Origin of the sequence: Thalassococcus halodurans (genome assembly GCF_900108225.1) — a bacterium.
Taxonomy (GTDB): Bacteria; Pseudomonadota; Alphaproteobacteria; order Rhodobacterales; family Rhodobacteraceae; genus Thalassococcus; species Thalassococcus halodurans.
This window is the reverse complement of the sequence record NZ_FNUZ01000002.1, coordinates 736,166-755,131: the sequence shown is the minus strand read 5'-3', so window position 1 is coordinate 755,131 and position 18,966 is coordinate 736,166. Positions and strand designations below refer to the sequence as shown.

Here is an 18,966-nt window from a genome sequence, read left to right as displayed (position 1 = left end):
CTTGAATGACTATGATGAAAACCCTAATGATCGCAACGACGACGGCCCTTATGGCGACGTCCGCAATGGCGGCAGATATCTTCGTGGTCGGTGGTAAACCGGACGATCCGTTCTGGTCGCGTGTCAAAATGGGCGCGGAAGATGCGGGTAAGGTTGCCGAAGCCCAAGGTGGCTCGGTTACATGGCTAGGTCCGCAGAACTACGACAACCTTGGTCCGGACGCGGCGGAACTGATCCGTCAGGCGATTGACCAGGGTGCAGACGCGATCGTAGGCCCGAACTGGGTCCCCGAGGCGATGGACTCGGCCTTTGAAGCTGTTGTTGCGGCTGGCATCCCGCTGGTCATCTACAACGCAGGCGGTATCGAAGCTGCTGATCGTCTGGGCGCTCTGAACTACGTCGGCGCGGTTGACTACAAGTCCGGCTATGCGGGTGGTGAGTATCTGGCGAAAGCGGGCCACACCAACGGTGCATGCGTAAACACCTTGCCGGGTGCGGCCAACATCGAAGCGTTCTGCAGTGGCTTTAACGACGGTCTGGCCGAAAATGGCGGCACAGGGTCCGTACTTCAGCTTCCGGCGACAGCGTTCGGCGACTCGACTGCTGTGGCGCAGGCCGTGCGCGCGCACCTTCTGCAGAACCCTGACATCACCGCGATGTTCGCGATTGGCGATCAGGACTCGAACGCAACCATCAGCGGCATCCAGCAGGCTGGTAAAACAGGCTCTGTCCACGTTTGCGGCATGAACTTCAACGACTCGATCCTCGCCAACATCAAGGCCGGTACACAGGCCTGCGCGATCGACCAGCAGGGATACCAGCAGGGCTTCTTTGCGGTTTCCATCCTGAACAACCACGTCATGTACGGCACCACGATCCCGACACGTGAAATCCTCACAGGTCCGGGCGTGATTGATGCCAGCAACGTTGATCTGGTGATCGCGGGCGTCGAGGCGGGCGCGCGCTAATCGAGAAAGTCGTTCACGGGCAGCCGTGAATTCGACTGAAACGTGAGACCGCCTGCACAGAACGGGCGGTCTCACCCCCATAGCTCCGACTTATGTTATAAAACCTTCGGGGCTCGTCGGGCCAAGGAAAGCAAATATGTCGTCTCAAAACGGAAACGGCTCCAAAGGGATTTCTCTTGGGGCTCTCGCAAGACGTCCGGAAACCGGCTCTCTGATCGGATTCATCGTCGTCTACATTTTCTTCGCCGTGCTTGGCGGTCCGGTCTTTCTGGGCTTACCGGGCTGGTCGAGTTGGCTGAACATCGCAGCCGAGGTCGGCATCATCGCACTGCCTGTTGGCCTGTTGATGATCGCGGGCGAGTTCGACATTTCCGTCGGTTCGATCGTGCCTGCCGCATCCATGATGACGGCAATGTTGGGGGGGCATTATGATGCCCCTGCGATTGTCGCCATTCTGGCGGGCCTTGGCGTTGGATTGACGATTGGTCTGGTCAACGGGCTATTGGTCACTCGGACGACCATTCCTTCGTTGATAGTCACCATCGGCGTAATGTTCGCGGTCATGGGCCTGACCCTTGGGTTTGCTGTGCTGGTCAAAGGCTCGACTTCCGTTTCCTATGTTCCTGATCCCCTGACGAAAAGCCTGATGGGCCAATTCGTGAAAGGGTTCAGCGTTTCGATCTTCTGGTGGCTCGGTCTTGTTGCGGTGTTCTTCTATGCTCTGCACGTCTCTCCGTGGGGCAACTGGATTTTTGCCATCGGCGGTGACAAAGAAAGCGCGCGCAATGCAGGGATCCCGACAAGCCAGATGACGATTGCGCTTTTCATGGCGTCGGGCTTCTGCGCTGCGCTGGTCGGTGTTTTGCAGGTCATGACGTACCAGCAGGCCCAAGTCGCTGGCGGTCAGGCGTTTATCTTTAACTCGATCATGTGTGTGGTGATTGGCGGCGTCCTCCTGACAGGGGGCGCGGGATCAATCATCGGTATCCTTTTGGGCACCATGACATTCGCGGTCGTGAACCAAGGTATCTTCTTTGCCGGACTAGACCCGAACATCCAGTTCATCATCACAGGCGCGCTTCTTCTTGCTGCCGTTCTGTCCAACGACCGTTTCCGCGCGATGGCAACAAGCGCGGCGGCAAAGAAATAGGGGCGCAAACATGGAAAATTTCGCTGTGCTACTGCGCCGCCCCGCTGCCGCATCTATCGTCAGTCTGATCGGTGTTTTGGTGTTCTACGTTTTTGCCGGTGTCGAGCTGGACAAGCTGTTCGGCGCGGCAAGCTGGGTGAACTACGCCGCGCGGATCGGCATCGTTGCCTTGCCCGTCGGCCTTTTGATGATCTCGGGCGAGATCGACATTTCTATCGGTGCGATGATCCCTGCGGGTGCGATGACGACCGCCATTATCTCGGGCCATTACGACCTTCCTATAGTCTTCGGCATTCTGGGGGCGCTGGCGATTGGCGTCTTGGTCGGATCGATCAACGGCATTCTGGCGGTGCGCACATCTGTGCCGCCCCTGATCATCACGCTGGCCACGCTCGTGGCGATGCAGGGCGTCGTTCTGGCAGGCTCGCGGCTTTTGACTGGCAGTGCGTCTGTACCGTTGAACGCGCCTGACTGGGCCAAGACAATCTTTGGCAACCTGATGTTCGGCGGCAGCCATCAGGTGATCATTGTGTGGTGGGTGATCCTTGCTGTGATCTTCTGGTTCTTTATGCACCACACGAAATACGGCAACTGGATCTATGCCATTGGCGGCGACAAGGAGAGCGCGCGCAATGCCGGTATTCCGGTCAATGGCATGACAATCTTGCTCTACATCATGACGGCTACTGCCGCGTCATTTGTAGGGATGTGCCACTCGATCCTGTTCAACTCGGCCCAGGTGTCGGGTGGGATGAACGACATCTTCAATATCATCGTCAGCGTTGTAGTGGGCGGTGTATTGTTGACCGGTGGTTTCGGATCGGTGGCGGGCATTTTTGTTGGCGCGCTGACATTTGCCATCGTGAACAAAGGCATCGACTTCACCGCGATCGACCGCAATTGGTCGAACCTGATTATCGGTATCATGCTTCTTCTGGCTGTTGGCATGAATGAAAAGTTCCGGAAGCTCGCACTCAGCCATGTATCCAAGAAGAAGTGAGGTCTTAACGATGTCTGATAAAGCTCCTGTATTGGAAATGCGCAACGTCGACAAAAGCTTTGGCCCGATCGACGTTCTCCACGAAATCTCGCTCAAGGTGCATGAAGGCGAAGTTCTTTGTCTGTTGGGCGACAACGGTGCCGGTAAGTCCACGCTGATCAAAACGCTGTCGGGTGTGCATCAGCCGACCCGTGGCCAGATGATGATGGATGGCCAGGAGGTCCGCTTCCCGCGTCCGCGCGATGCGCAGGAAATGGGGATCGCGACTGTGCACCAGTTCGGCGGGACCTATCCGCTGATGTCGGTGGGCCGGAACTTCTTTGCCGGTGCGGAACCGACCAAAGGCTTTGGCCCGTTCAAGGTGTTTGATCGCCAGAAGGCGAACCAGATCGCGGTCGAGGAAGTCCAGAAGATGGGCATCACCCGCATCACCGATGGTGACCGTCTGGTCGGTGGTCTGTCGGGCGGTGAGCGTCAGTCGCTGGCGATTGCCCGCGCGGTGTATTTCGGTGCCCGCGTTCTGATTTTGGACGAACCGACAGCGGCCCTTGGCGTCAAGCAGGCGGCCCACGTTCTGCGGATCGTGAACGAAGCCAAACGTCGTGGTCTGGCGGTGATTTTCATCACCCATCAGGTCATGCACGCGATGGCCGTGGGCGATCACTTCGCGGTTCTGATCCGTGGCGCGATCGCGGCGGACTTCCGCAAAGGCGAAAAGAGCCGCGAAGAAATCGCCGACCTGATGGCGGGCGGTGAATCCATGGCGGATCTGGAAGCCAACATTGAAGGCTATATGGAAACCCACGACGGGCACCCACCTCCGCCTGCGCACTGATCCACATCTATTCCAAAAGTCATGCGGCGCTTTACCAAAGTGCCGCGCGATCTGGGCCTTTTTCATGTGGTATGCCCGCCAAGAAGGGGTTAGAGCGGTTTCATGACCGATAATTTGCCCCCATGCCCCGACTGTTCGTCTACCTATACCTATCAGTTGGACGCCTTGCTTATGTGTCCTGAATGCGGGCACGAATGGTCAGCAAGCGCGTCATCCGAGGGGGGCGCAGAGATCCGCGACAGCGTCGGCAACGTGCTGAACGACGGCGATACAGTCACGGTGATCAAGGACCTGAAGGTCAAAGGGTCGTCTTCCGTCGTCAAAGTGGGAACCAAAGTTCGCGGCATCCGCCTTGTGGATGGGGACCACGATATCGACTGTAAAATACCCGGAATTGGTCCGATGGGGCTGAAGTCTCAGTTCGTGAAAAAGGTCTCCGGATAACTTCATCGAAAACGACGGGATCCAGATCGCAGCTGCCGCCGTTGTGTGCGTGCCGCTCTACCGTTCTGCTGAAAGCCTAAAGCATTTAGAAAACCCCGACCGGTCATCTGACTGATCGAGGCGTTAAGACGCGAAAGGTCTTGGCAGTTATAATTTCTGCAGTGCACTCACATGGGCCGCACGGGCCTCTGATGCCGGTTTTCCTGCGATGCACCATTCCTCTGCCAGAACACGGCGGCACATTCCCCGGACCTGCGAAAGGGGAATACCCGTTTCTTCCGCGAGTATCTCTGAAAACTGTTTCATGAGTTCTTGGCGCTGTGCAAGCGGGCGGCCTTCGAGCACCATGAATTCAAAGAAAGGAGAGGCCCCCGGGACGACCCCACCGCTCGCGCAATGATGCGCGGGGACTGTTTTTATGTAAGCGCGGATGCGATCGACGGGGCTTTCTAGGATGTCGGCAAAAGTTTCAGAGGCGCGCTGAAGAAGGCGCTCGGACGCCGGTCCATCAATCCCGCCCTCTGGAATGGTGAAAAAGACAACAGGCATCTTGAGCGCTCCTTATGGCATGCCGCGGCGTCGGCCGCCATCGAGCGACAGGACAGTCCCAGTCGTTGCGATTGCTTCCGGCGCAAGAAGGCTGGCAACGGCCCAAGCCACTTGTTCCGGCGTGACAAGTGTTTTGAGCGACGAGTCCGCCTTCATATGCTCCAACACCTCTTCGGGTGTGGTTCCATTGTCGCGGGCGCGCACTTCGGCGATGCGGTGTAGGCGCGGCGTATCGGCAGGGCCCGGGGCGACGGTGTGCGCACTGATACCACGCGGGCCGTAGGCCATGGAAAGCTGGCGCATAAGCGCGATCAACGATGCGTTTGCGACACCGGCTGCACAGGCGTAATCGGTCGGTTCCAATCCATAGTGTCCAGCGATCCCGACAAGCCGTGCACCCTCCATCAAGTGGCTATCGACAGCGCGGGTAAGGCGGAGCATGCCGCCCGCTTTGATATTGACGGATGCGGCCAGTGCGTCGGGCGCGAGTTCTGTCACATGACCGGGGGCCGCCAGACCGGGCCCGTGCACGGCGAGTTGAACAGGGCCATCCAGCGCGGCTTTGATCGCATCGATACTGCTGTCATCCGAGATATCTGCAACGCACGTTTCCAGACCGGGCACGTCTTTTTTAAGGGCCTCAAGGCTTTCTTGGGTGCGACCAACCGCAACAATGCGGAGTCCCTCTGCGGCGAGCCGTACAGAAATTGCTTTGCCAAAGTCTCCGGTTGCCCCGACGAGGACAGCGATAGGTTTATTCTGAGTCATGCTACTTTCGTTTCGCCTCGCCATATTCGTTACCTGCACCTGTCAAACGAGCAGGTGCCCACAATCAATAACCGCATGTGATTTTGATAAGTTTGCGTTTTAAATCGTGTCAACCGATGGGTCCGTAAACGCACGAGCAAGGTCTTACCCAATACCATTTGGGCAAGTTAGGCAGTCGCAGACCAAGGGTTGATTTCCTTCGGTGGGATTGGGCGATTGTCGAAGTATCACGAAACCATTCTGCGGTTCTCAAAGCCAAGCGCGAAATTGCGGGCAGAAGAATGCAGTAAATTGGTTTGTAGTCTGGGCAGCTTGCCATTTTCAGCGTTGAAATAAAGGCAAGTGGCGGAGAGACAGGAAGCGTCTGTGGACCCGGCGACGGCCCTTAAGCTGGTTGACTAGGCAGAATAGGTTCGGTCGGTCGCGCCTGCGGTTACCAGCTTTGCCGCTAAGCGACCCGGATAAGACGGTGAGTGCCGGAAAACCCCGTCAGCGCGCGGCCTTCTAACCCAGTGGCGCGGCGCGCAATCAAGGGTCTAAGCGGCGGTTCACAAAAACGATGACTAAAAATACGATTAGGAAGCCTAGGCCGATCGCTGCTGCCACAACCGCTGTCATGGCTATGTTCGACAGGAGCCGGGACCACGTCATCGCTTCAGGAGTTCCAATATCAGAGAATGTGAGCCGACGGGGTTCACTGTTTGCAGCCGTAATCGTGATGATACGAAATCGTGGGGTGTCCATTAAGCAGTAGGCCGTAAAGTGTTCGCCCTTCCGCAGCTTCGCTACTGTTATCGACGCGCTGGACGACCCTTCGACCGCTTCGATGTCACCGGGGACTTCTTCGCCAAAATCACAACCAACCAAACGTGAAGGGCCGAAGTCCAATGTAACGCGGACGTCTTCGGCGGCACTGCCAGAGACGTTCGAAAATTCAGCGAACAACGCTGAATTCAAGGTTGTTGCCTTTGGTGGAACCCAAACCTTTGAAATGCTTAGACTTGGCGAATTTGGCGAGACGTCACCCGGCGCTTCCGCGCGCCTTTCTTCTTCGGTTTCGACGAAGGCCGCGCGCAGTTCCTGCTGGAAGATCAGCGCCAAAGCGCTGATAATGGCCGCGATCACCGCGCCCCAGAATGTTGCTCTATTGGCACTCATTAAGACTTCGCCTTTTGGGTGTCCCAATATATAAAATACATTAAAAACAATTGCTTTTGGCGGAGAGACAGGGATGCTACGCCAATTTCACTACGGCATTGATTTCAAAAAGAAATTGTCTCTGGTGTTGTCCGTTTTTCAGGCTGTCCTTTGCGTACAACACCGTAGTCGAAGAAGTGTCTGAGCTCAAGTTGGGGCTGTTAACTTTGCTCCGGCTGTCAAAAGTTCGTATTCTTCCTTGTTTGTGACACCTGTTGAAAAGCATCGCTTGGAGAGTAGGCATGTCTGCCTAGAGCCGCGCGAGTTAAGGCCACGCATCTTTAATGAATAGGAGAGCTACGGGCTGCATACAGAGCGCATGTCCAAAGCTCTTGGGGTGTTGATTGATCGGGTCATTCTGACCGCATCAAGCTCAGCTATGTGCTGACCGCGGTGCAGAAAACTACGCGGATATGTTGATAGAGGCGAAGTGGTGGGAGCAGTCATAGCTGGCATTGGAACAATGCTTAGGCCCAAACGGCCCATCGGAGACATCCGGTATTCAGCCTAAATTCTGCGGTTGCGTCCCGCTTTCCGGACATTCCCCGCAGACGTGAAGCACTGACTTGTTAGAACTCACGGGCCGAGGATATTGAAGCTGATTGTGATCTCGAATTAAGGTGGCGGCTTCTTCTGTTTTTCCGCGGTCCTTAATGCTTATATTCGGGCGAGTAACGCAGCCGAAGGGTGCGACACACACCAGCTTTGAAGTGGAATAATAGATGATCGACTTTGTTGCGCCGCGGGATGGGGAGATAATCGGAAAAGCCACAAGTCGCGAAGATGCTTGGTGGCTTTGTAGTCGCTATGGACTTAAGCCGCATCCTTTGACTGATGCTTCAGAGGTCAGGTTAGAGGACACTGAGAGTGGAGCTAAGGTTTGGACGGTTCCATGCGAGCACACCAAATACCCATATGATCGCATTGCCTTTGAAAATCGGCGGCGTGATGGCTTAGCTAGTTTGGAAAACGGTCTTCCAGCATGGCCGATTGCTGAAGAAAATGGGATAGCATTCCAAACATTCAAACAACGGCTCAATCGAGGTTGGTCGGGTCAAAGAGCCGCAACTGAAGGGGTGCGGGAAATGGTGCCTAATCCGGATGATGAATGGGAAGCCATTGCGCTGGAAAATGGGGTGTCCGTAAGGGCATATCGCAGCCGTGTGCAAGCTGGTTGCCCAGAAGCTATTGCTGCAACAATGGGGCTAAGTTGGCGGAAATGGTAAGATGCATTTCATTGAGGAAGAGCGGTTTAATGTCCTGACATTAAAAAGGGACATCTATGCTGCGGATTAGCTTTCCAAACGCGGACGGTTTTCTGATACTCAGCGACCCCTCAACAACCCTATCGCTTTAGACTGGCTCATGCTGATCGAACCAAAATAAACCCACTGCAAACTGCAAAGCCACCGTTACTATTGGGTTGTGCTGTGTGTGACCAGTGTGTACTTTTGATTGTGTGGGGGCGGGGCAAAAAGCTTCCATTATTTTCGATTGAGGCATCTGTGTATATAGATTTTGTTGAGCTCGGCAATTTCCGCAAACTTTTAGCAACCCGAATTGATCTGTCTCCTAAGAAGACGATCTTCGTTGGGGCGAATAACAGCGGTAAGACATCTGCCATGTTGGCTTTTCGTAGGTTTTTGAGCCAGTCTGCGAGTTCGTTCAAACTACAAGATCTAACATTGAGCCACATTTCTGCTTTGGAAGAGATAGGCAAAAAATGGGAACAACATGACCCTAAATCCGGTGATCCTGTACCGATCCACATGTCGGAATGGGTTTCATTACTCCCATTTCTCGATCTTTGGTTGAATGTAGATGAAGGCGAGTTTCACTATGTTAGTTCAATCATGCCAAATCTGGATTGGGCAGGTGGATTGATAGGTCTTCGATTGCGGCTCGAGCCTGCAAACCTTGAGGAAATGTTTTACGACTTTCGAAAATCACGAAATGAGGCAAAGGCTTTGCTATTGGCGGCTTCGGAAAGGGCGAAGTCCAAGGCAGAAGAAGCCGGAACAGTCTATACGGAACCCAGAATTCCAGTCTGGCCGTGTGATTTGCCAGACTACCTTGATCGAGTGTTATCGAGAAAATTCAAAGTCGTCGCTTATCCTCTTGATCCGGCAAAAATCGAACCACCCACTTCAACGTTGGCAAAGCCACAGACGCTATCTGAAGCTTCGCGACCTTTGAAAGAAGACCCGCTCAAGCACCTCATTCGCGTGAACTTCGAACCTGCACAACGTGGTATGAGCGATGAAAACGAAACTAGCGGACCAGATGATCGTTTCGAAGCATTCCCTGGTCAAAAGCTATCCAGCCAACTTGGGCACTATCACCAAAAACACCTAGATCCGACGGAAAGCCCTTCACCAGACGACCTTGGAGCGCTTGAGGCTATCGAGGCCGCAAGAGCCGCGTTTGATGAACGTATCGGAGAGGCTTTCCAACCAGCCTTTGTCGAAGTGGAGGGAATGAACTACCCCGGGATTACCGATCCCCAAATCCAAGTGACATCCGAACTCAAGGCAGGAGACATACTCCATCACAAAACATCTGTTTCTTATTTCATGGGAGACCCAGCGAAACTAGGTACGTCGCACAAGCTGATGCGTTTACCTGAAAACCAGAATGGGCTGGGATACCAGAATTTGATCTCGATGGTTTTCAAACTGATGCGTTTTCGAGATGCATGGATGCGAGTTGGAAAAGCGGAGAAAGATGATGAAACCATTTTTGAGCCCATCCACCTGGTCCTTTTGGAAGAGCCAGAAGCGCATCTCCATGTACAAGTGCAACAGGTCTTCATCAAAAAAGCTTACGATGTTCTCAGGCAGCATGAACGATTGGGTGACAAGAAAAGCTTGATAACACAGCTCGTTGTCAGCACTCATTCGAGCCACGTTGCTCATGAGACACCGTATAATTGTTTGCGCTATTTTAGGCGCTTGCCAGCTGGAATGTGCACGGAAGTTCCAATCTCGACTGTCGTGAACCTCAAAGAGGTGTTTGGTGATAGTGAAATAGAAACGAAGAATTTCGTTACACGGTACCTTCGAGCGCAACACTCAGACCTATTCTTTGCCGACGCCGCGATTCTGATCGAGGGTTCAGCCGAGCGAATGCTTGTGCCTCACTTCATCGAAAATAAGTTCCCATTTTTGCATCAGTGCTTTGTTACGCTATTGGAAATAAATGGAAGCCATGCACATAGATTGAAGGAACTGATTGAAAAATTGGGTCTACTGACTCTGATCATAACGGACATCGACGCGGGTAAGAAAAGCACAGGCGAAAAGGCAAAAGTTTCGGGTGCCCTTCCTGCAAAAGGTGATGGCCTAGTCACAACCAATGCTACATTGAAGAGCTGGCTGCCAAAGGAATCCGAGTTCGATGTACTAGTTGAAATGGCATTCGACAAAAAATTTGTCGAGCATGATCAGCTTTTTGCTGTTCGAGTCGCTTATCAGACAGCCGTAATAAAGGCAGTAGATGACCTAAAAGGAGAGGCGGTAACTATTTATCCAAGCACATTCGAAGACTCGATGGTGCTTCAGAATGTAGACTTCTTCAAAGAACTGGAAGGAAACGACCTCACAAGAAAAATCCGCGAAACGCTTACCTCAGAGCCCAATTGGAGTGCAGTCGCCACGAAACTTTATGAAGCGTTAGGAAAAGGCAGCAAAGCGAGTTTTGCGCTGGATGTTCTCAGCGACGATAGCTTCGATGATCTTACTGTCCCAAACTATATTGCAGAGGGATTGAAGTGGCTGGAAGACCGACTGCGGACTAACAAGTCTGACATCTTACCTAAGGAGAGTGAAGATGGCTGACCTAGTAAACGACGATTGCGTAGACGATGCAATTGATGCGGAAGTCCAATCCTGTCTTAGTTTTGACACCCCCAAAAGCTTCTTTCTTTTTGCAGGGGCCGGGTCGGGAAAGACGAGGTCTCTGGTAAAGGCAATCGACTTTCTTCGTTCGGCTGACGATCCAAGAATGAAGAACCGACATTGGCTCCAAGTGCGCGGAAAAAAAGTAGCGGTCATCACTTTCACCAACGCTGCCCGAGACGAGATCATTGATCGAACCAAACAGGATCCGCTTGTTGTAGTGAACACGATCCATTCTTTCTCATGGCTTCTAATTCGTGACCATCAGTCGGACATACGAACTTGGTTGAAGATTGAGCTAGAGGAAGCAATCCGTGAGATGCAACAGGCTCAGGCTGCGAGGAAGCGAACTGACACAAAGATTTTTGCGGACACCGAACGCTCCATAGCCTCCAAGCAAGAACGGTTTAAGTTGTTGGACGAAATCCCAGAATTTATCTACAGCCCAACCGGCGACAACACTAGTAATGACTCTCTGAGCCACGGAGAGGTCTTGAAGATTATGTCGAGCTTTCTCCTTAAGAAGCCGACGATCCAGAGGATCCTTGTTGACGCTTTTCCAGTGCTTCTTATCGATGAAAGTCAAGACACCAATCGCCACCTTCTTGAATCCTTACTTGAAGTTCAAAGCAAGCACGGGGATATCTTCAGTTTAGGTTTGTTTGGCGACACCATGCAGAAAATTTATGCAGACGGTCATCCAGACTTGGGTAAGAAAGGGTTCGTTCCTGACACATGGGCTAAACCCGCTAAGAAAATGAACCATCGTAGCCGCAGTCGGATCATCCACCTTGTTAACAAGATCCGGTCAGAAGCAGACGATCACAAGCAACAGCCACGAAGTGACAAGACTGGTGGTTGTGCTCGGCTATTTGTCGTTGATCGGAGAAAACATACTCAACCGCTTGTTGTGGAAAACAGTGTTCGACAAAAAATGGCGGATACAACAGGCGATGCGGATTGGGTCTCAGAAGAGTTGGAGGTAGATAAGCCCGTTAAGACTCTCATTCTGGAACACCACATGGCAGCAGCCCGCATGGGCTTCAGTGAAGTGTTTGATCCATTGTATCTAGTGGCCAATGATACTTTCCGCACTAACCTTCTCGAAGGTTCGTTGCCTGGGCTGCGGTTTTTCTGCGTCGATGTGGCGGAGCTTGTGGACGCGATTGCACAAGACGATGAATTCGCTATCGCTCGGATTGTCCAGGACAAATCGCCTATCCTTGATCAGCAAGCTCTAGAGGCTGCGGGCGACAAGCAACGAGAAATACTGGAAAACGCCAAGTCTGCCGTCAACGAATTTAGACAGCTTTTGAAAGCGAAAGAAGACCCAACACTGATTGAGTTGCTGGAAGTAGTGGCATTCAATCGGCTGTTTCAAATACCTCGGTCTCTGGGGCCTTTCGTGGATGGACAAACAGATGAAATAAAGGAAGATGACGAACCGGATGTTGCCGACGCAAAGTCGGAAATCGCAGCATGGAGGGCGGCGCTCGGCGCACCATTAAGCCAGGCTCGGAAGTACTATTCCTATGTGACTGGTCGTTCGGGATTCGACACACATCAGGGTGTGAAAGGATTGGAGTTTCCTCGCGTGATGGTCGTTATCAATGACGACGAAGCGAGAGGCTTCCTGTTCAGCTACGATAAGCTTTTCGGCGCGAAGGAAAAAAGCAAACGTGACCTTGAGAACGAAGCCGCAGGCCTCGACAGTGCTTTGGACCGAACTCGCCGTCTTCTGTATGTGACAGCGAGCCGAGCAGAGGAAAGCTTGGCAATTGTTGCGTACACTGACGATCCGCAAGCTGTTAAGGCTACAGCGATCAAAAACGGGTTGTTTGCAGAAGTCGAAATTGAAGTGATTGCTTGAAAAGCTAGACGGGACAATCAGTTTGCAAACTTTTCCCTTCGAGCCCTAATACGGGCGTTGTCCGTTTCCAGAGTTTCGATCTGCTCCCTCGCACCTACAGCGAAAGTCCGGAAACCCGCCCCTTACAGTGGCCCAGTATTCACTTGGCTGCTACCTCCATTTCTTTGGACGGGAAAGCTGCGACTTTCGATCTTCACGCTGCGATCGATCTCCCAGCGATCATAAATTGGGTGCCACCATCACAAGTAAAACGTCTGTCCGGGCTTTTGGCGCTAACTGGAGCTTCAAAAGTAAGCTACCAGCCCCATCGCAGTCGCCAAAAAGACCACGAGCATCGCAAGGCTCAGTGGTGTGTTTAGATATACAACTCAAACCCAATATTGGATGACTATGGAAATGTGTTCGTCGTTCTTTCAAACACTCTGTCTCCATCAATTCAAGCCATTGAACTGTCACGCTTTGCGTTTCGGGTTGGGCTTCTAGTTCAGCTTGTCTGAAACCCATTTTCTACTGTGGATTTGGCGGAATGGCCGAGGCGTCTAACCCGCTTGATTCAATCAAATTTTATTAATTTACAGTAAATGGTCGACCAGTTCCGACACACTCAGTTCCATCGATCTGTCGACGGGAGACCTTTTGGAAATTGTGATGTGGAGTATGGGGTCGTGGTGCCTCACATTGTCCATTCAGTCGATGACCGCACGGTTAGAATTGATCTGAACATGACTGCCATTGCGGCGTGGTCTATTGGCTGGGGCCATTAGGTGGTCTTGGCGCTAGGTGTATTCGTGCGGGCTGGGTAAGGTCTGCAAGCCTTAGGCTACCTTTGACGTTTCGCTTTCAACTGTGTTGCGACCATACTGGTGCATCCGCAAGAAAGGCTAATGCTTTGGCTTATACTAAGCCTATGGATTCTAGCCTAAGCTTCCCTCTCTTATAGATACTGATGACGCTTTTGGTGCGTCTTCTTTCCATCCAACATCCCTGAATACCTGACCACCTCAAGCCGCACAGACGGTCTTGGGGCTTGGTGTCATGTTGATCAGGCTCAACTCATCAACATCCCTATGAAAACAAGCATCTGCCCACAATGTAAGACGACCTTTCGGTTTCGTAGCAACAAGAAATTCTGTTCTGCCACCTGCCGCAAGCTGAACGCCCAGCAAAAGAAACGCACTGAGTGTCCAGTCAATGCCACGCACAGCCCCGAAACACGGCGCGATCAATCCTTGACCTTCGATCTGGCCATGCGCTTGGCCGAAAGGCTTTATACTCTGCCGCCCTCGCAACGGCTTGGCTATCTTCAGGCCCTGATTGAGGAGGCTCGTAGTGGGGCCAGTCCTACGCTGAGAAGGGTCTTGACCATGCCTAAGCTTTTGCGGGCTAACTGCGAGGACAGGCACTTGTTCTGGCGGCGCAGCCCCCGAAGCTACGTCACCATCACGCAAGCTGCTGACCGCTACTGCCGGAAGTTTTGGGGGGCGGGCGTAGAAGCTGTGGTGGGTGGCGAGGTTCCTGAGCCAGTCACTGGCGAGGTCGAGGGAGGTATCCCGCAAGCAGCCTGAGGGACCGGAATTGTTTTTGGGGCAAAAATTTGAGCGGTCTACCTTTGTGCTAGGTGTAAGCGTTTCCCCCCTATGCTGGCCGTGGAGAGGGGGACGCTATGAACAACCTCTTGAGATTCACCTTAGAGCACCCTGCCACTGGCACCTTCTCAGTCCGCATGAACGCCATGCCGAAGGCGTCTTTGTGCGAAGTCGTGAGCTCACGGATGGAAACGATAAACACGAAGTGGGGCTGAATGAACCTCGGTCAGCTGCATCGAGAGAGAACCGTTCTTTTGGAGTACACTCAAAAGGGACGTCACGGCAGTACAGAATGTGTGTTCCTTTAGGGTTGAAATCCGATTTGCAGGACAATAGTCATTCAGAGTCTAGAGTTATAAAGGACACATTGCGATGGCGACTTATGGATACGCGCGGGTTTCGACGACAGACCAAGACCTCACCATACAGCGCGAGGCATTGAAGGCCGCAGGATGCGAGGTCATCCGTGAAGAAAAAATCAGCGGCATTAGTAGGCAAGGCCGCAAGGAATTGGAAACGCTGCTTGAATTCTTGAGGTCGGGCGACACTCTGGTTGTAACGCGTCTGGACCGTCTTGCCCGGTCTATGGATGATCTATCGAGCATTGTGCGAGAGCTTCAATCCACTGGGGTGTCCTTGAGGGCGACGGAGCAACCCGTAGACACCAGCACGGCCGCAGGGAGAGCTTTCTTCCAAATGCTCGGAGTCTTCGCTGAGTTCGAGACGAACCTTCGAAAGGAGCGGCAGATGGAGGGAATCGCAAAAGCCAAAGCCAAAGGCGTCTATAAGGGCCGCAAGCCTTCGATTGATGTGGCTGAGGTTAAGAGGTTACGGAATGAAGAGGGCAAAGGGGCGACGGAGATCGCAAAGCAACTCGGCATCGCGAGAACCTCAGTCTACAGGGTCTTGCACGAGATTTGATCCTCATTAGTCTTGTATTTGTTGTTGTAGAGGGGGGCTTCTGTGAGATCGCTCAAAACCCCTCCAAATAACCGTCCTGCTTCAACCGTCCCCAGACCTGCCACTGCGCTTCTACAAGCTGCTCCTCAAGCAGGCCGTGGTCATAAACAGCGCTTGACGTTCGCGTACCCGACCAGCCGCCGAGGTCATTGATCGTCGCTTCATTGACACCAGCACGTCGCGCAACCGTCCGCCATGTATGGCGTGTCGAGTGAAGGGCCAAGCGGCCATCAGTATCTTTGCCCAAGGTTTTACGGCGAAAGCGTGTGAACCACTGCGACACAGATGCCGCTTTTCCTGAAGCGGGTCTGATAGGCCACTCGGGAAAAACTCTGCCGGATGCGCCATGTTCTGAGATCCGAGCTTTCAGGAGCGTCTGAGCTTCCCCCACAGTCGGAATAAAACGAAGGGCGTTCTTGGTTTTGCCTTCGGAGATGTAGAAGCCAGAGCCGTCTTCGCGGGCCTGATCGGTGGCGATGGTGGCTATTTCGTCGGCACGACAGCCTGTTGCTATGGCTAGGCGGATCAGATCGCCTTCTTTGCTTCCGCGTTCCGTGGCCATAAGCAGCGCCGCGAATTCGCTGGGCTGATAGTCTTCCCGCTTTTGGTCGCCTCGGTTCTTGGTCCGGCGTAACCCCTTGGTGAACTCCCAAGGGTTGGCGATATTCGACCTAACGAGGCCGCTTTCCAAGGCCCAGACCCACAACTGTTTAATGAGTGTAATGTTCTTCTCAATGGTTTTCGCAGAAAGACCCGATGGGCTGCGGTTATTCCGAACAGAGGGGAGGTAGACATCACGAAAACGTCGCGCATCGTCGGGCGTCACATCTTCCAGACAAGCGGTTTTGTCCTCGTCATTGAGGAACGCGCGAAGGTGCTTGATCGCGGTGTCGAGGTTCATCACCGTGGTCTTTTTGAGCGCAGCATAGCCGTAAGGATTTCCCTCTCGCCGCGCTTCGACATATTGCGTGTGGGCGTGAGCAAGCGGGAATCCTGTCCCTTGGGCCACACGGGCGAAACGCTTCAGTTTCTCGGGCGAGGCTGCTTTGTTTCTTTCTGCTACTTCCAGCTTATCATTGAGGATGAGCTCAAGACCCACGTTGAAGGGATCACCGTCTTCTATGGCTTCTTGGCGGGCTTCCTTCACCATTTCACGCCATTCGAGTGCAGAGGCGAGCGTGAACGCCTCGTCCTCACGCAATCCGTCTTGAAGTCTGCGGATGTCGCCCAGCACGATGTCGCGCAACTTACGAGCTTCCGTGAGGCGGCGGGTGCCTAGCCCTCGTGTGATAGCCTTGCGAAATGGCTTGCCGTCCCAAGGATTCGGAAGTCCGACCAACTCGGGAGGTGTATCCATCTTGAACACCCAGCTCTTGCCGGGGCCACGAGGTTGCTTGAGGTAGCGCATGTCCTTCTCTTCGGCCTTTTTGTTGTCTGGATCGGACAACTTGCCATCGGACATCTTTCCAAAAATCGCTTTCATTTCAACGACTTGCGGTAAATGGCGGAGAGACAGGGATTCGAACCCTGGGTGGACTTGCGCCCACAACGGTTTTCGAGACCGCCCCGTTCGACCACTCCGGCACCTCTCCGCGGGGGTCTGGTGGCTGCGTTTAGCCTTATGTGTTTTCCGGTGCAACAGGGTTTTCAAAAAAAACGTCATTTGATGTGAAGGGCAGCACCGCTTGGCAATTTTCAGGAAGCCGCTTAGGGTCGTTTGCAAACGTGACTTCACGGGCGGGATACGCACCATATGACCAAATTTTTGTTAGCTTTCGGGGCGTTCACGCTAGCGACCCCTGTCTGGGCCACTCAGGCGCAGGACTTGTCCGACGCGCTCAGGATGTCCGAGGTCATTGCGATCATGCAGGAAGAGGGGCTGGCCTATGGCAATGTTCTGGCCACCGAGATGCTTCCGAGCGGTCCGAATGATGCGTGGGCCAAGACGGTCGAACAGATTTACGATGCGGACACAATGCTGACATCGGTCAATGCGGCGTTCGAGGCTGCGTTGGAGGGCGAGGACATTGGCCCGCTGCTAGAGTTCTACGCCACAGACACCGGTACGCAGATTATCGATCTGGAGCTTGAGGCCCGTGCCGCGATGGTTGATGAAGACGTCGAGGAAAGCGCGCGAGAGGTGTATCGCGGTCTGGACGGCACTGATGATGCGCGGCTTGCCCAGATATCCGAGTTCATCGCCGCAAACGATCTGATCGAAAGCAATATCGCTGGCGGGTTGAACGCGACGCTTCAGTTTTACGTAGGTCTGAACGACGGCGGTGCCTTCCAGATGACGGAAAGCGAGATTCTATCGGATGTCTGGGCGCAAGAACCCGATGTGCGGCTTGATACGCGTGAATGGGTCTATGCCTATCTGCTGCTGGCTTATGGTCCGCTGGATGATGTCCAACTGGATGCCTATATAGAGATGTCCCGATCTCCTGCAGGGCAGGCTATGAATCAGGCCCTGTTCAAGGCGTTTAACGGAATGTACGACACGCTTTCCTATGCGATGGGGCGGGCAATTGCCGATCATCTGATGGCGATGGATCTGTAATCCGGCAAAGGCCCAATAAACGTTGGGATTGTGCGCTTGACAAAAAACGGTTTCGCCCGCATAAGCGCGACTTCATGACGGGGCTTCGGTCCCGTTTTGATTTTATTGTAATGACGCCCTTTGACGGGGCGCGCCGTTCGAGGCGACTTCGGTCACAAACACCTGCATCGGGCAGGGGCCATAGAACGCGGTGGAAAAGGAAGACACGCATGTTCGCGGTTCTGAAAACCGGTGGCAAGCAATACAAGGTCCAGTCGGGCGATACGCTCCGGATCGAAAAGCTCGCTGCTGATGCTGGTGAAACAGTCCAGTTCAACGATATTCTGATGCTTGGCGGCGACAACACAACTGTCGGCGCGCCTTTCGTGGCTGGTGCCGCGGTACAGGCCGAAGTGATCGACCAGATCAAAGGCGACAAGGTTATCAACTTTGTTAAGCGCCGTCGTAAGCACAGCTCGAAGCGCACCAAGGGCCACCGTCAGCAACTGACACTGGTTCGCGTAACAGACATTCTGGCCTCCGGTGGCGACAAGACAGGCGTTAAAGCGGCTGTTGGTGCTGGTTCGGTTGCTGGTGTTGCTGTCGCTGCTGCTGCTCCGAAAGCTGAAAAGCCTGCTGCAAAAGCTGCCCCTGCGGCCGCTGGCGCAGACGACCTGAAGCAGCTGTCCGGTGTGGGTCCCGCACTGGAAAAGAAGCTGCATGAAGCAGGTGTAACGTCTTTCGCCCAGATCGCGGCATGGACAGACGCTGACGTCGAAGAATTCGGCGAGAAGCTGTCGTTCAAAGGTCGTATCGAGCGTGAAGGCTGGATCGAACAGGCCAAAGAACTGGCCGCGAAGTAAGGAGATAACCAATGGCACATAAAAAAGCAGGCGGTTCATCCCGTAACGGTCGCGACTCCGCTGGTCGTCGTCTTGGTGTAAAACTGTACGGTGGCCAAGCGGCTATCCCGGGCAACATCATCGTTCGTCAGCGCGGCACTAAGTTTTGGCCGGGCGAGGGCGTTGGCATTGGCAAAGACCACACAATCTTTGCAACAGTTGACGGCGCAGTAACGTTCCACAAAGGCCTGAAAGGCCGCACCTTTATTTCGGTTCTCCCAGTGGCGGAGGCCGCTGAGTAAGCCGATCTTAGGGTTTAAAGAACACTTGGGGGGATCGGCGATACAGCCGGTCCCCCTTTC

16 protein-coding genes and 1 tRNA gene are annotated in these 18,966 nt (G+C 53.7%); 12 read left to right on the top strand and 5 right to left on the bottom strand.

Annotation, left to right across the window (positions count from 1 at the left end):
• Window positions 1-5 precede the first annotated feature (5 nt).
• The 5 genes from C4S59_RS08660 to C4S59_RS08640 all read left to right on the top strand — a co-directional run bounded on the left by C4S59_RS08660 (window position 6) and on the right by C4S59_RS08640 (window position 4,397).
• A complete protein-coding gene (locus C4S59_RS08660) occupies window positions 6-968 on the top strand; it encodes a substrate-binding domain-containing protein (protein WP_103910055.1) in 963 nt (320 codons plus the stop codon).
• Window positions 969-1,104: 136 nt separating this feature from the next.
• Window positions 1,105-2,118, top strand: coding sequence for an ABC transporter permease (locus tag C4S59_RS08655; RefSeq protein WP_103910054.1), 1,014 nt, complete (start codon window positions 1,105-1,107; stop codon window positions 2,116-2,118).
• A 10-nt stretch (window positions 2,119-2,128) separates the two neighbouring features.
• Entirely contained in the window at window positions 2,129-3,118 is a 990-nt protein-coding gene (locus C4S59_RS08650) for an ABC transporter permease (RefSeq protein ID WP_103910053.1), read from the top strand.
• 10 nt (window positions 3,119-3,128) lie between these two features.
• Window positions 3,129-3,953, top strand: coding sequence for an ATP-binding cassette domain-containing protein (locus tag C4S59_RS08645; protein ID WP_103910052.1), 825 nt, complete (start codon window positions 3,129-3,131; stop codon window positions 3,951-3,953).
• Between the two features lie 102 nt (window positions 3,954-4,055).
• Window positions 4,056-4,397: a zinc ribbon domain-containing protein YjdM gene (locus tag C4S59_RS08640; RefSeq protein WP_103910051.1), complete on the top strand. Its 342-nt coding sequence runs from the start codon at window positions 4,056-4,058 to the stop codon at window positions 4,395-4,397.
• Between the two features lie 147 nt (window positions 4,398-4,544).
• On the opposite strand, the gene C4S59_RS08635 is transcribed toward C4S59_RS08640, so the two are convergent.
• The 3 genes from C4S59_RS08635 to C4S59_RS08625 all read right to left on the bottom strand — a co-directional run bounded on the left by C4S59_RS08635 (window position 4,545) and on the right by C4S59_RS08625 (window position 6,872).
• A complete protein-coding gene (locus C4S59_RS08635) occupies window positions 4,545-4,946 on the bottom strand; it encodes a tautomerase family protein (RefSeq protein WP_103910050.1) in 402 nt (133 codons plus the stop codon).
• Between the two features lie 12 nt (window positions 4,947-4,958).
• The gene (locus C4S59_RS08630) at window positions 4,959-5,714 is read right to left on the bottom strand and encodes an SDR family NAD(P)-dependent oxidoreductase (protein WP_103910049.1); all 756 of its coding nucleotides are present in this window, start codon (window positions 5,712-5,714) and stop codon (window positions 4,959-4,961) included.
• A 528-nt stretch (window positions 5,715-6,242) separates the two neighbouring features.
• The gene (locus C4S59_RS08625) at window positions 6,243-6,872 is read right to left on the bottom strand and encodes a hypothetical protein (protein ID WP_103910048.1); all 630 of its coding nucleotides are present in this window, start codon (window positions 6,870-6,872) and stop codon (window positions 6,243-6,245) included.
• A gap of 761 nt (window positions 6,873-7,633) precedes the next feature.
• Between C4S59_RS08625 and C4S59_RS19490 the strand changes: the two genes are divergently transcribed.
• The 4 genes from C4S59_RS19490 (at window position 7,634) to C4S59_RS08605 (ending at window position 15,184) form a co-directional block, all read left to right on the top strand.
• Window positions 7,634-8,137 carry a hypothetical protein gene (locus C4S59_RS19490; RefSeq protein WP_146064521.1) on the top strand — a complete coding sequence of 168 codons (504 nt, stop codon included), beginning with the start codon at window positions 7,634-7,636 and terminating at the stop codon, window positions 8,135-8,137.
• A 279-nt stretch (window positions 8,138-8,416) separates the two neighbouring features.
• The gene (locus C4S59_RS08620) at window positions 8,417-10,747 is read left to right on the top strand and encodes an AAA family ATPase (RefSeq protein WP_103910047.1); all 2,331 of its coding nucleotides are present in this window, start codon (window positions 8,417-8,419) and stop codon (window positions 10,745-10,747) included.
• Window positions 10,740-12,677, top strand: coding sequence for a UvrD-helicase domain-containing protein (locus tag C4S59_RS08615; RefSeq protein ID WP_103910046.1), 1,938 nt, complete (start codon window positions 10,740-10,742; stop codon window positions 12,675-12,677). The genes C4S59_RS08620 and C4S59_RS08615 overlap by 8 nt, the downstream gene beginning before the upstream one ends.
• A 1,958-nt stretch (window positions 12,678-14,635) precedes the next feature.
• Window positions 14,636-15,184 carry a recombinase family protein gene (locus C4S59_RS08605; protein WP_103910044.1) on the top strand — a complete coding sequence of 183 codons (549 nt, stop codon included), beginning with the start codon at window positions 14,636-14,638 and terminating at the stop codon, window positions 15,182-15,184.
• A 52-nt stretch (window positions 15,185-15,236) separates the two neighbouring features.
• Here the strand turns inward: C4S59_RS08605 and C4S59_RS08600 are convergent, their stop codons facing one another.
• Together C4S59_RS08600 and C4S59_RS08595 are read right to left on the bottom strand one after the other, a co-directional pair.
• Entirely contained in the window at window positions 15,237-16,706 is a 1,470-nt protein-coding gene (locus tag C4S59_RS08600) for a tyrosine-type recombinase/integrase (RefSeq protein ID WP_103910043.1), read from the bottom strand.
• Between the two features lie 19 nt (window positions 16,707-16,725).
• Window positions 16,726-16,815, bottom strand: a tRNA-Ser gene (locus C4S59_RS08595).
• A gap of 161 nt (window positions 16,816-16,976) precedes the next feature.
• Here C4S59_RS08595 and C4S59_RS08590 point away from each other — a divergent pair.
• From C4S59_RS08590 to rpmA, 3 genes are all read left to right on the top strand, one after another.
• Complete coding sequence (locus tag C4S59_RS08590; protein ID WP_103910042.1) at window positions 16,977-17,783, top strand: DUF2059 domain-containing protein; 807 nt, start codon at window positions 16,977-16,979, stop codon at window positions 17,781-17,783.
• A 209-nt stretch (window positions 17,784-17,992) separates the two neighbouring features.
• Entirely contained in the window at window positions 17,993-18,625 is a 633-nt protein-coding gene (locus C4S59_RS08585) for a 50S ribosomal protein L21 (RefSeq protein ID WP_103910041.1), read from the top strand.
• A gap of 11 nt (window positions 18,626-18,636) precedes the next feature.
• On the top strand, window positions 18,637-18,906 hold the full coding sequence (gene rpmA / locus C4S59_RS08580; RefSeq protein ID WP_103910040.1) for a 50S ribosomal protein L27: 270 nt from the start codon (window positions 18,637-18,639) through the stop codon (window positions 18,904-18,906).
• Window positions 18,907-18,966 lie beyond the last annotated feature (60 nt).